The 12,811-nt window shown below is 72.9% G+C and carries 10 protein-coding genes and 1 pseudogene; 8 read left to right on the top strand and 3 right to left on the bottom strand.

Annotated features, from left to right (window positions below):
* Positions 1 to 118: 118 nt before the first annotated feature.
* Positions 119 to 664: a hypothetical protein gene (locus tag ABD207_RS04250; RefSeq protein ID WP_344010132.1), complete on the bottom strand. Its 546-nt coding sequence runs from the start codon at positions 662 to 664 to the stop codon at positions 119 to 121.
* 348 nt (positions 665 to 1,012) lie between these two features.
* Here ABD207_RS04250 and ABD207_RS04245 point away from each other — a divergent pair, with 348 nt between their 5' ends.
* Both ABD207_RS04245 and ABD207_RS04240 read left to right on the top strand, forming a co-directional pair.
* Positions 1,013 to 1,243, top strand: coding sequence for a DUF397 domain-containing protein (locus ABD207_RS04245; protein WP_344010130.1), 231 nt, complete (start codon positions 1,013 to 1,015; stop codon positions 1,241 to 1,243).
* A gap of 156 nt (positions 1,244 to 1,399) precedes the next feature.
* Positions 1,400 to 2,317: a helix-turn-helix domain-containing protein gene (locus ABD207_RS04240; RefSeq protein ID WP_344010128.1), complete on the top strand. Its 918-nt coding sequence runs from the start codon at positions 1,400 to 1,402 to the stop codon at positions 2,315 to 2,317.
* Positions 2,318 to 2,450: 133 nt separating this feature from the next.
* On the opposite strand, the gene ABD207_RS04235 is transcribed toward ABD207_RS04240, so the two are convergent.
* Positions 2,451 to 3,272 (bottom strand): SAM-dependent methyltransferase, encoded by an 822-nt coding sequence (locus ABD207_RS04235; RefSeq protein WP_344010126.1) that lies wholly within the window; start codon positions 3,270 to 3,272, stop codon positions 2,451 to 2,453.
* 228 nt (positions 3,273 to 3,500) lie between these two features.
* Here ABD207_RS04235 and ABD207_RS04230 point away from each other — a divergent pair, with 228 nt between their 5' ends.
* From ABD207_RS04230 to ABD207_RS04220, 3 genes are all read left to right on the top strand, one after another.
* Positions 3,501 to 5,897: a molybdopterin oxidoreductase family protein gene (locus ABD207_RS04230; RefSeq protein ID WP_344010299.1), complete on the top strand. Its 2,397-nt coding sequence runs from the start codon at positions 3,501 to 3,503 to the stop codon at positions 5,895 to 5,897.
* Positions 5,894 to 6,394 carry a hypothetical protein gene (locus ABD207_RS04225; protein WP_344010125.1) on the top strand — a complete coding sequence of 167 codons (501 nt, stop codon included), beginning with the start codon at positions 5,894 to 5,896 and terminating at the stop codon, positions 6,392 to 6,394. The genes ABD207_RS04230 and ABD207_RS04225 overlap by 4 nt, the downstream gene beginning before the upstream one ends.
* Before the next feature lie 114 nt (positions 6,395 to 6,508).
* Positions 6,509 to 8,260 (top strand): tetratricopeptide repeat protein, encoded by a 1,752-nt coding sequence (locus ABD207_RS04220; RefSeq protein WP_344010123.1) that lies wholly within the window; start codon positions 6,509 to 6,511, stop codon positions 8,258 to 8,260.
* 95 nt (positions 8,261 to 8,355) lie between these two features.
* On the opposite strand, the gene ABD207_RS04215 is transcribed toward ABD207_RS04220, so the two are convergent.
* Entirely contained in the window at positions 8,356 to 8,502 is a 147-nt protein-coding gene (locus tag ABD207_RS04215) for a hypothetical protein (protein WP_344010122.1), read from the bottom strand.
* Between the two features lie 201 nt (positions 8,503 to 8,703).
* Here ABD207_RS04215 and ABD207_RS04210 point away from each other — a divergent pair, with 201 nt between their 5' ends.
* From ABD207_RS04210 to ABD207_RS04200, 3 genes and pseudogenes are all read left to right on the top strand, one after another.
* Positions 8,704 to 8,898, top strand: a complete 195-nt coding sequence (locus tag ABD207_RS04210; RefSeq protein ID WP_344010298.1) for a hypothetical protein — start codon at positions 8,704 to 8,706, stop codon at positions 8,896 to 8,898.
* Between the two features lie 385 nt (positions 8,899 to 9,283).
* Positions 9,284 to 10,198, top strand: coding sequence for a bis(hydroxyethyl) terephthalate hydrolase (gene bdeA, locus ABD207_RS04205; RefSeq protein ID WP_344010121.1), 915 nt, complete (start codon positions 9,284 to 9,286; stop codon positions 10,196 to 10,198).
* Positions 10,199 to 10,409: 211 nt separating this feature from the next.
* Positions 10,410 to 12,811 (top strand): annotated as a pseudogene (locus tag ABD207_RS04200) (helix-turn-helix transcriptional regulator); the annotation flags it as partial.

The following is a 12,811-nucleotide window of genomic DNA, read 5'->3' as shown; positions in this document are numbered from 1 at the left end:
CCGCGCACGACCCTCCCCCCTGCGCGCGGATCGTCCCCCGCTCCGCGCGCCTCTCGTGAAAGGTTCGAAAGGTTCCGAAGGATTCCGAAAGATCAGGTCCGGGTGGTCCGCCCGGATGTCACCGCGCCAGGGCGTGCGCCAGCTCCGTGGTGGCGCGGGCGACCTCGGTGTCCTCCTCGTCGAGGAGCCGGTCCAGGTCGCCGGCGCGGGCCCGCACGGCCTGGCGGGCGGCGCGCTCCCAGGCCACCGGGTTCTCCCGGTGATTGAGCAGCTTGGGGTAGGCGGCCGCGGTGCTCTCCCACTGCCGGGCGTCGGCGATGGCCTTCAGCAGCTGGATGATCTGGGCGCGGACGGTGACGTGCGGGAGCTGCGCCAGCTCCCAGAGGAAGGGGACGGTGGCGGCGGTCGCCTGCTCCACCACGAAGCCGTACTGGCAGATCCGGCGGCGCAGATCCTCCAGGGCGGCCCGGGCGGTGTCGGCGTCGCCCCAGGCGATGCCGTTGAGCAGCAGCGGGATGGCCGCCGCCGATCCGGTGGAGTCCTGGATCTCGGCCCACGGCACTCGGGACAGTGCCGCAAGGGGCGTGGCCCGTGCGACTCCGGTGGGGGGAGCGTGGCGCACGGGACGCTCGCTGCTCGGCTGTTCCGTCGAAGCGCTGCGCATGGCGTGGGTGCCTTTCCGCGGCAGTTGTGTCAGGTGGGCGGGTACGGCCGGCCGGCCGACGCACGGGCCTGGGGGTGGCCCTTGCGTCCGCGCTCGGTGCGCGGCCCCGCCGAGGGGCGGGAGGCGCCGGCCGCCGACGGCATCGGGTGTGCGTCCGCGCCGGGCGGACGGATCACGGGATGCGCAGGTGAGGGCACGGCATCTCCCGATGCGACGTCAGGTTCGGGCGCAACCACGGGGGTTGACGCCGCCGCTATTATCCACGCAGAAAGCGTCCGCGTGCAATTGCACGAGAAATTGCGTGGGCTGTTTTCGGCCGGGGCGCGAACGAACAGCAAGGAGGCTGCGGTGCCAGGAGTGCGGAACGGAGTGCGGGCGAGTCAGCTGGACGCCTGCTGGATCAAGAGCCGGCACAGCAACGCCGAAGGCAACTGTGTGGAGGTGGCCCCGCTGGGCGGCGGAGCCGTCGCGCTGCGCAACTCCCGCGACCCGGACGGACCGGCGCTGGTCTACACGGCGGCCGAGATGGCGGCGTTCCTGGCCGGCGCCAAGGAGGGCGAGTTCGACCACCTGGTGTGAGCGCCGGAGGCCGACGGCGCGGACCGGGAGCGCGGGGCGGCCCCCGGGAGCGGAGGGCAACTCCTCACTTCTGCGAGGCTTCTGACGGTGATGCGGCGCGGCGGTGAGAGGTGCGATAGTGTAAATCGCCCTTGTGCCGGTCTGCTGGGAGTCAGGATGTCCGCCGCCTCGTCGCATCGCATCTCCCGTCTGGAACCCTATCTGGACAGGCCCGAGCCGGCTCCGACCCTGCTGAAGATGCTGGTCGGAGTGCAGCTGGCAGGCTTCCGCGAGGACGCCGGCCTGGCCCAGGACCAGGCGGCCCGCGCCGTCGGTTTCAGCGCGGCCAAACTGTCCCGCATCGAGTCCGGAAAGGGACGCCGCCCGCCCACCGAGGCCGACGTCCGCAAGCTGCTCCAGCTCTACGGCACGGACATGTACGAGGCCTCGGTCCTGCTCAAGCTGCTCCAGCGCGCCGGTGAACCGGGCTGGTGGCAGCGGTACGACAAGCGGCTGATGCCCGAGTGGTTCGAGCGGCTGGTGGGGCTGCAGGAGGCCGCCGCCACCATCCGTACCTTCGAGATCCAGTACGTGCCGGGCCTGCTGCAGACCGCCGCGTACACCCGCGCCGTGGTGGAGCGCGGACTGCCGAACGCCCCGGCGAGCGAGGTGCAGCGCCGGGTGGAACTGCGCATGCGCCGGGCCGAACTGCTGCTGCGTCCGGACGCCCCGCAGCTGTGGGCGGTCATCGACGAGTCCGTCCTGCTGCGCGTGCTGGGCAGCCGCGAGGTGATGCGCGAGCAGCTCGAACACCTGGCGACGATGGCCGAAAGGCCCAATGTCACCGTGCAGATCGTGCCGCTGAGCGTGACCAACGCGTCCGCTCCCGCGATCCCGGTGACCTATCTGCGCTTCGGCGGTCTCGACCTGCCCGACGTGGTCTACCTGGAGCACATCAGGAGCGCCAACTTCCTCGAGGACCGCGACGAGACCGAGGAGTACCGGATCGCGCTGGACCGCCTCGCCGACGAGGCGCTCACGCCCCGCGAGTCCCTGGACCTGCTGCGTACGACGATGAAGGAGCGCTACTCCTGACCGAGGGGAGCGCCGCTCCATCCTGGAACCAGCGGCCCGGATCAGCAGTTCGTACGGCGCTCAGAACGCGACGCCCTCCCGGACCCTTGCGGATCGGGGAGGGGCGTCGGTGCGTCAGGGGCCGTGGGTCGCGCTACTGCGGCAGCCGGCCCACGCCGCCGAACTCGATCCACTCGTCAGTGAGCTGACGGGGCGCCACCTCGGTGTCCGGGCGCCAGGTGGAGACCTCCACCAGCCCCGGCTCCAGGATCTCCAGGCCCTCGAACAGCGCCTCCACATCCCTGCGCTCCCGCACCCGGCCCCAGTGGCCCTGGGTCACCTTGTCCATGAAGTCGGTGACGAACTCACGCACCTTGGGGTCGTCGCTGACCAGCTGACACATCACCATGAAGCTGCCGGGAGCCAGCCGTTCGCGCACCCGATTCGCCACCGCGAGCGGGCCGTCGGTGCCGCTGTCCGGGATGCAGTGGAACACTGAGTTGAACAGCGCGCACACCGGCTGCGAGAAGTCGATCAGGCGCTTGGTCTCGGGGTGGTCGAAGATCTCGTCGGTGGCCCGCATGTCGGCGTGAATCACCGCGGTGCGCTCGTCCTGCTCCAGCAGCGCCCGCCCGTGGACCAGCACCATCGGGTCGTTGTCCACGTACACCACACGGCTGTCCGGGTCGATCCGCTGCGCGACCTGATGCACGTTCTCCTGGGTGGGCAGACCGGAGCCGTGGTCGAGGAACTGGCGGATTCCGTACTCCTCCGCGAGGGTGCGCACCACCCGGTTCAGGAACCGCCGGTTGTTCAGCGCGAGCCGGCGGGTGCTGGGCACGACCTTGTCGAGCTCCTCGACCGCCGCGCGGTCGGCCGCGTAGTTGTCCTTGCCGCCCAAGTAGTAGTCGTACATGCGGGCTGCCGTCGGCACGGTCGCGTCGATCTCGGTGGACAGCTGCTTACCGGTGTGCATCGTTCCCCCTGCGGAGTACCGCGCCAACTGGACTGGCTGGACAGGAAATACATCCTAGGGAGGCGCGAGTGGGGCCTGCCAGCCCGTCGGCGAACAAGCCAAGAACGAATCATGCGACGCTCACCGACCGTACCCATGCGTGGCGAAATCATCACCGGCAGTGAAGAATCGCTCTCCGAGCGCCGGGTACTCGCCGTGCGCAGCCATCGGCGCACGAGAGGGCGCACCATGAAGGACTCGCCGGACGACCGCATCGCCGACCCCTGGGGAGCACGCACCCCCTACGCCCCCGGCGCCCCCTGGCCGGTGCGTACCGACCTGCACCTCGCGGACGGGGTCACCGAGGACGACGTGGAGCGGTGGGTGCAGTCCGCCTCGATCCTGCACTCCAACGGCGACGCCATGGACATCGCGGTGCGCGAGGGCCGGATCGTCGGCGTCCGGGGACGGGCCGGGGACCGGGTCAACCGCGGCCGGCTCGGCCCCAAGGACCTCTACGGCTGGCAGGCCAACCACTCCGCCGACCGGCTCACCCGGCCGCTGGTCCGCGAGAACGGCCGCCTGGTGGAGACCGACTGGGGCACGGCGATGGACCGGGTCGCGGCCCGCTCCACGCGGCTGCTGGACGAACGGGGGCCGGGCTCCATCGCCTTCTACACCAGCGGACAGCTCTTCCTGGAGGAGTACTACACGCTGTCCGTCCTGGCCCACGCCGGTATCGGCACCAACCACCTGGACGGCAACACCCGGCTGTGCACCGCGACTGCCGCCGAGGCGCTGAAGGAGACCTTCGGCAGCGACGGCCAGCCCGGCTCCTACGAGGACATCGACCACGCCGACACCATCGCCCTGTTCGGGCACAACATGGCCGAAACCCAGACGGTGCTGTGGATGCGGATGCTGGACCGTCTTGAGGGCTCCGACCCGCCCCGGCTGATCTGCGTCGACCCGCGGTTCACACCCGTCGCCCGCCGCGCCGAGGTGCATCTGGCACCCCGGCCCGGCACCAACGTCGCGCTGCTCAACGCCCTGCTGCACGAGATCATCCGCACCGGCCGGACCGACCGCGCCTACCTCGAGGCGCACACCGTCGGCTTCGAGGAACTCGCCGCCCGCGTCGAGCACTGCACGCCCCGGTGGGCGGCGGACATCTGCGACGTGCCCGTCGCCGGGATCGAACGGGCCGCCGAGATCCTCGGCACCGCCCGGCGGCTGCTGTCCACCGTCCTGCAGGGCGTCTACCAGTCCCACCAGGCGAGCGCCGCCGCCGTCCAGGTCAACAACCTGCACCTGATCCGCGGCATGCTCGGCCGCCCCGGCTGCGGCCTGCTCCAGATGAACGGCCAGCCCACCGCCCAGAACACCCGCGAATGCGGCGCCGACGGCGACCTGCCCGGCTTCCGCAACTGGCAGAACGAGCAGCACATCACCGAACTCGCCGAGCTGTGGAACGTGGACCCCGAGCGCATCCCGCACTACGGCCCGCCCACCCACGCCCTGCAGATCTTCCGCTACGCCGAGCAGGGCTCGGTGCGGATGCTGTGGATCACCGGCACCAACCCGGCCGTGTCCCTGCCCGAACTCGCCCGGATCCGCTCGATCCTCGCCCAGGAGCGGCTCTTCGTGGTGGTGCAGGACCTGTTCCTCACCGAGACCGCCCAGCTCGCCGACGTCGTACTGCCCGCCGCCACCTGGGGGGAGAAGACCGGCACCTTCACCAACGCCGACCGCACCGTGCACCTGTCCGAGAAGGCCGTCGAACCGCCCGGCGAGGCCCGGCCCGACCTCGACATCTTCCTCGACTACGCCGCCCGCATGGGCTTCACGGACAAGGACGGCGGTGCGCTGATCGGCTGGCACGACCCCGAGTCGGCCTTCGCCGCCTGGCAGCGGTGCAGCGCCGGACGCCCCTGCGACTACACCGGCCTCGGCTACGACAAGCTGCGCGGCGCCAGCGGCATCCAGTGGCCGTGCACCGCCGACGCCCCCGACGGCACCCCCCGCCTCTACACCGACGGCTTCGACCACGCCCACCCCGACCGGTGCGAGAGCTACGGCAAGGACATGGTCACCGGCGCCACCGTGACCCCCGTCGAGTACCGCTCGCTCAACCCGGACGGCAAGGCCGTCATCAAGGCGGCCGAATACCTGCCCCCGCACGAGGACCGCTCGGCCGGCTTCCCCCTCCAGCTGATCACCGGCCGCACCGTCTACCACTTCCACACCCGCACCAAGACCGGCCGCGCTCCCGAACTGAACGCCGCCGCCCCCGACGTCTGGGCGGAGATCTCACCCGCCGAGGCCGCCCGGCAGGGCCTGGCCGACGGTGATCTGGTCGACGTCACCACCCCGCGCGGAGCGGTCCGGGCCCGGCTGCGCACCACCGCGATCCGCGACGGCGTGGTCTTCGTCCCCTTCCACTACGGCTACTGGGACACCCCGGCCGGCCACCGGCCCCCCGACGGCAGCCCCGGCCGCGCCGCCAACGAGACCACGATCACCGACTGGGACCCGCTGTCCAAGCAGCCCCTGTTCAAGACCGCCGCCGCCCGGATCACCCTCGCCGCCCGCCGCGGCACCCCTGAGACGGCGGCACCCACGCACGACGCCGGGAGCGGGACATGAGCGGCATCACCACCACCCTGAACGAGCTGCACGACGGCGAGCGGGACCTGGAGCGCGACCTGCTGACCGCCGCGGAACGCCACCGCCCCGAGCACGAGTTCCACCATGTCGCCCTCGACGTCGCCCGCTGGTCCCGGGAGCACACCGAGCGGCTCGCCGACGCGGGCCGCGAACGCGGCCTCGACCTGCCGGGACCCCGCGACGACGCCGCGTCCGCCGCGTCCGCCGCGTTCACCGCGCTGCGCGAGCGGGCCGCGGCGGCCCTCGGCCGGCGCTCCGAATCGGGCCTGCTCCTGCTGAACGACCTGCGGCACCTGCACCTGGCCGCCGCCGGCAACTCCCTGTACTGGGAGATGCTCGCCCAGGCGGCGCAGGCCGTCCGCGACGAGCGGCTGCTGGCCCTGGCCTCCTCCTGCCACCCGCAGACCCTGCGCCAGATGCGCTGGACCAACACCATGATCAAGGTGCTCTCGCCGCAGCTCCTCACCGCCGAATAGGCGCCGCCCGGTCTCCTGCGCGGACGGTCGTACGCGGCTATTGTCGGGATCGTTCCGGCCGGTGTGCCGTGCCGGCCGGACAGGGCCGATCGAGCCGCTTCCAGGGAGAGCGTCATGCACACCTCGGACGACTACTACGACCTCGGCACCTGCAGCCGGCCCGTGACCACCGACTCCGCGGAGGCCCAGAAGTGGTTCGACCGCGGCCTGCTGTGGACCTACGCGTTCAACCACGAGGAGGCCGTCGCCTGCTTCGAGAAGGCGGCCGCCGCCGACCCCGACTGCGCCATGGCGCACTGGGGCATCGCCTACGCCCTCGGCCCCAACTACAACAAGCCCTGGGAGGCCTTCGACAGCGAGGAGCTCGTCACCACCGTGGAGCGCACCCACGCCGCGGTCGAGCGGGCGCACGAGAAGGCCGGCCGCGCCACCCCCGTCGAGCAGGCACTCATCGACGCCCTGCGCGTCCGCTACCCCCAGGCCGAGGCCCCCGCCGACTGCTCGGTGTGGAACGAGCCGTACGCGGACCGCATGCGCGCCGTGTACGAGAGCGCACCCGACGACCCGGATGTGGCCACGCTGGCCGCCGACGCGGCGATGAACCTCACCCCCTGGCAGCTGTGGGACCTGCCGACCGGCCGCCCCGCCGAGGGCGCCCGCACGCTCGAGGCCAAGAGGATCCTGGACCACGCCCTGGCCGCCGGGGCGGGCGCCCACCACCCCGGCGTCCTGCACATGTACATCCACCTGATGGAGATGTCGCCCACGCCGGAGGCGGCCCTCACCGTCGCCGACCGGCTGCGCGGCGCCGTCCCCGACGCCGGGCACCTGCACCACATGCCGTCCCACCTGGAGGTGCTGTGCGGCGACTACCGGCGCGTGATCTGGGACAACGACCGCGCCGTCGCCGCCGACGAGAAGTACCTCGAGCGCGCCGGCGCCATGAACTTCTACACCCTCTACCGGGCGCACAACATCCACTTCAGGATCTACGGCGCCATGTTCCTCGGCGCCTCGCAGGTCGCCCTCGACGCCGCCGGGCAGCTGGAGGCGGCCATCCCCGAGAAGCTGCTGCGGGTGCAGAGCCCGCCCATGGCGGACTGGCTCGAGGGCTTCCTCGCCATGCGCGTCCATGTGCTGATCCGCTTCGGACGCTGGGACGACATCCTGGCCCTGCCGTTCCCCGACGACCCCGAGCTGTACTGCACCACCACCGCGATGCTCCACTACGCCCGCGGCATCGCCCTGGGCGCCAAGGGAGACGTCCAGCGGGCCGAGGCCGAACGTCAGGCGTTCCGCGCGGCCGTCGACCGGGTGCCGGAGTCACGGACCCTGTTCAACAACACCTGCCGGGACATCCTCGCCATCGCCGGCGCCATGCTGGACGGCGAACTCGAATACCGCAAAGGCGAGTTCGACGCGGCCTTCGCCTCGCTGGAGCGGGCCATCGAACTCGACGACAACCTCCCCTACGACGAGCCCTGGGGCTGGATGCAGCCCACCCGGCACGCCTACGGGGCGCTGCTCCTTGAGCAGGGCCGGGTGGAGCAGGCCGAGGCGGTCTACCGCGCCGACCTCGGTCTCGACTCCACGCTGCCCCGCCCCCTGCAGCATCCGGGGAACGTCTGGGCCCTGCACGGCTTCCACGAGTGCCTGATGAGGAGGGGCAGAACGGCGGAGGCCGAGATCGTGGCCCAGCAGCTCACCCGGGCCGTCGCCCTGGCGGACGTTCCGGTCGACCGGTCCTGCTTCTGCCGGCTGGAGACCGGTCACTCTCGCACCGGCCACGCGCACGCCGGCCACTCTCACAGCGGTCAGTCTCACCACGCGGCGAGCGGGCGGGACGACGAGGAGTGCTGCCACTGAGCCGGAACGGGAGTACCGCCACCGGGGCCGGGCCGGGAAATGGCCCGGCCCGGTGGCGTCGCGACTGGCCGAACGGTCCGGTGACGCCTCGGGGCTTACCGGGAGGCCTCCATGACCGCCTGGAACGACTCCATGCAGGGGAAGCAGTGCCGGTCCGTCGCATGCCGCCGGCGGGAGTCCTCGTCGTCCCGCTCCACTCCGCACAGCGTGGTCGTCTTGTCCGTGGTCAGAACATGCCACACCGGCTCTCCCGAAGTGTCTGCACCGCACCACATCTCGTGCATTTCCAGCTCCCTCCGGGTAGGCATGGAGGCCGCTTCCATCTGAGCACGGCCCCCCGGGCGGCGGCCTGCCGGGACAGCCAAGCGGGTGACGTGGTCCGAGGGGTGGCATATCCGGGGCCCGGGCCCGATGCTGGATACGTGAGGACGAAGGCCCCGATCGTGGTGCACCCGCCGCTCGGCACGGGCGGACGGCGCGTGACGATCCGCGGGGAGATCGTCGGGCTCGCGAACTCCGACCGCGACGTCGTGGAGTTCCTGCGGCGCGCCGGGCTTCCGGAGGGGGAGCGGCTGCTCGACGACCCTGCCTGGGTGAAGTGGGTCGGCGGCCATGCGCACGTGTACGACGCGGCCTGATCGCACGTCGCACTGACGGTCACCGTCGGCGCCGACTCCGACGGTGAGCGCGCAACCTCGTATACCCCCGCTCTCCTGCCGCATGCGGGTCTCTTCACACCGTCCTGCGACCCCCTCCACCAGGCCTGACTCCCTGCTCCGGGCCGGCTTGCAGCCGGGCACGCGCTACGGCCGACGGGCATCGCACAGCCGGGTCGACGCGGCTGGTGCACGAGACCGGTGATATTGCCGATCCCCTGCGCCCCCTTCCTCTCCGACAGTGGCCTCGCCAGCCCATCGGCGGCGCCCCCGGCCGGTGCACGCACGCGTCCCGCGTGCCGCGCACGCATCCCCTCCCTGTGCCCGGCCGGCGGGCGGTCCGCTGTGACAGAGAGGACCACTCGTCGTGCAGCAATTCCCCCACAGCACCAGCGGCCTTCGACGCAGGATCTCCCGGCGGTTCGCCGGACTCGCCACCGCCACGGCCGCCGTCGTCGGCCTCACCACCCTCACCGGGCCCGGCGCCCAGGCCGCCGACAACCCCTACGAGCGCGGCCCGGCCCCGACCGAGTCCAGCATCGAGGCGGCGCGCGGCCCGTACGCCGTGTCGCAGATCTCCGTCTCCTCGCTGTCCGTCAGGGGCTTCGGCGGGGGCACCATCTACTACCCGACCAGCACCGCCGACGGCACCTTCGGCGCGGTCGCCATCTCACCCGGCTACACCGCCTACCAGTCGTCCATCGCCTGGCTGGGCCCGCGCCTGGCCTCCCAGGGCTTCGTCGTCTTCACCATCGACACCAACACCACCCTGGACCAGCCCGGCTCCCGGGGCGACCAGCTGCTCGCCGCACTGGACCACCTCACCCAGAGCAGCGCGGTCCGCAACCGGATCGACGGCAGCCGGCTCGGCGTGATGGGCCACTCCATGGGCGGCGGCGGCAGCCTCGAGGCCGCCAAGGACCGGCCCTCCCTCCAGGCGGCCGTCCCGCTGACGCCGTGGAACCTCGACAAGACCTGGCCCGAGCTGAGGACACCCACCCTGATCTTCGGCGCCGACGGCGACACCATCGCCCCCGTCTCCAGCCACTCCGAGCCCTTCTACAACGGGCTTCCGTCCGCGCTTGACCGGGCGTACATCGAGCTGAACAACGCCACGCACTTCACGCCCAACACGTCCAACACGACGATCGCGAAGTACAGCATCTCCTGGCTGAAGCGGTTCATCGACAACGACACCCGCTACGAGCAGTTCCTGTGCCCGCTGCCCCGGCCGAGCCTGACCATCGAGGAGTCCCGCGGCAACTGCCCGCACACCTCCTGACCCGGACAGCCGGGGGCGGTCCGCGCACGGCGCGGGCCGCCCCCGGTGCTTGTGCGCGTGCACCGTCGCGGGCGGGCCGCCTTGGGCGACGGCACACATCTGCGCAGCCGGTCCGGTGCCAAAAGCCCCTGGTGAGGCGGTGGTTGAAGGTTGTCCGACGGGGAGGGCGCGCGCCTTCCGCCCGCCGTTACGCGTCAGTAGCGTCGCGGGAATGACCGGACTGACGACCGGACAGACGACACCGGGAACCGCTTCGCTCACCCCCCGCACGGGATCACGGCGGCAGGCTCTCACCGAGGTGCTGGACGGACTGCGTACCCACGGCGGCGTCCGGGTGGTGACCGGCGAGCCGGGCTGCGGCCGTACCGCCTTCCTCCTGTCGGCCGCCCGCTCCGTCACCGCCGGGCCGGCAGGCCTGGTCAGGGCCGACCCGGCCCGCTCCCGCGAGCCTTTCAGCGGCCTGCGCACCCTGCTCCGTGCGATCGGCGGCGACCCCGCCTCCGTCCGCGACGACGGATCGGCGGGGGAGGGGCTGCTGGACGCGCTGCACACATCGGCCTCCGGGGCGCCCCTGCTGATCTGCGCGGACGACGTGCACCTCTGGGACCCCGCCTCGCGGACCGCGCTGGGCGACGCCGCCCGGCGCGTGCAGGCGGAGCCCGGCGGCGTGGGGCTGCTGCTGACCGTGCCCGGGCACCGGCCCGTCGGCCCGGAGTTCTCCGGCCTGCCCGTGCTGCGCCTCGGCCCGCTCGATGCGGGGGAGGCGTCCCGCCTGCTCGACGAGCTGACCGACGGGGCGGTCGGGCCCGCGGTACGCGACGAGTTGCTGCGGGAAGCCGAGGGCAACCCCGCACTGCTGCGGGCCATGACCCTCCGCCTGACCCCGGCCCAGCTTGCCGGCCACGCCCCGCTGCCGCGTCCCCTGGCCGACGCGGAGATCCTCACCACGCTGGTGGGCGGTCACCTGACCGGCCTGACCCGCGCGCAGGCTGACGTGTCGCTGACGGTGGCGGCAGTTCTGCGTGCCACGGGCGGTCCGGACGCGGAGGCGGATCTCGTGCAGCGGGCGGCGGGTCGGCTCGCGTCGGCGCCGGCGACGGCCGACGGTCCTTCGGCCCGTGAGGAATCCGGGGCCGTCGAGCTGCCGGACGTGCTCGCGGAGGCGGACGGGCGCATCCGGTTCCGCAGTGCGCTGGTCGGGAGGGCGGTGTACGCCGCCGCGCCGCCCGAGCGGCGGCGGGCCGCGCACCGGGCGCTGGCCGGGCTGTCGGCCGACCCGCACGGCATCCCGGCCCTGCTGCACCGCTCGTGGTCCGTCGCGCAGCCCGCGCCCTGGCTCGCGGACGAGCTGGCCGGTGCCGCCGGTGCCGACGCCTCGGGTGCATCTCCCGCCCTTCGCGCCAGGGCCCATGCGCGGGCGGCCGAGCTGACACCCGACGACGCCGAGCGCGCTCACCGGTACACCGCGGCCGCCGAGCCGGCGCTGCTCGCCGGGAACCCGGCCGAGGCGCTGCGGCTGCTCGACGCCGCCCGCGGCCATACCGTTCCCGTCGCCGTGCGCGGTCGCGCCGAACTGCTGCGGGGTGCCGTACTGCTGGCCGACGGTCCGGTGGACGACGCCCGGGAATCCTTCCTCCTCGCCGAGCGGCTGCTGTCCGCCGCCGGCCACCCCCAGGAGGCCGGCACGGCCGGCCTCGGCGCGGCCAACGCCGCCTGGGCCGCCGGCGACCTGCCGGCCTGCCTCCTCGCCCTCACCCCCGAGGGCTCGGCACCCCCGCCCGTCCGCGAGCACCAAGTCCCGGTGCCCGTAAGCCGGTTAGCGAGGCCCGGTGGGGGCCCGGGCACGTCGGCTGCCGGGTTCCCCCGCTCGGACGCCTCCCCGTCGGCCGGTGAGCTGGAGGCGTCCGGCGGCTACCGTCCCGGTGCGACGCTCGACGTTCTCCGCCTTGCACCTGCCGCCGCGACCCCAAGACCTGACAGCGCCCCGTCGGCCGGTGGGCCGGACGCGCCCGGCGGCTACCATCCCGGCACCCACTCAGCGACCGGCACCGACGCCGACACGCCCGCCTCTCCCGGCCCGTGCCGCTCCGACTCCGCCGCCCACCTCCGCGATCACCTCCGCGATCACCTCGACGGCATGCGGGCGGTGCTGCTGGGCCGGTTCGATCTCGCCGGGGCTTCGCTGGGACGTGTCGTCGAGCTGGGGCGGCCCGCCGACGAGCCTGAGCGGCTGCTGCGGTCGGCCGCCGCCGCGTTGATGCTCGGGGACGTCACCGAGGCCCGGCGGGCCGGGGCGCGTGCGCTGGCGGCGGTGCGCACGCTCGGGGCCGCGGCGCTCGAACCGCGGGCGCTCGAATATCTGGCGTACGCCGAACTCCGGTCCGGACGGCACCAGTTGGCCCGGACCCATGCCGAGGAGGGGCTGCGCAGCGCCCGGCGGGCCGGCCAGCGCAACACCGAGGCCCACCATCACGCCGTACTGGCCCTCGCCGCGTCGATCGAGGGCGAGAGGGAACTCGTCGCCGGCCAGGTCGCCGCGGCGCTGGCGATCGCACGGCTGCTGGAGCTGGGGGCCGAGCGGGTCGCGTATGTCGACGTCGACGTGCACCACGG

The organism is Streptomyces thermospinosisporus, from assembly GCF_039526425.1.
GTDB classification, from domain to species: domain Bacteria; phylum Actinomycetota; class Actinomycetes; order Streptomycetales; family Streptomycetaceae; genus Streptomyces; species Streptomyces thermocarboxydovorans.
The sequence above is the reverse complement of the archived record's forward strand: the minus strand, read 5'-3'. Positions and strand labels throughout refer to the sequence as shown.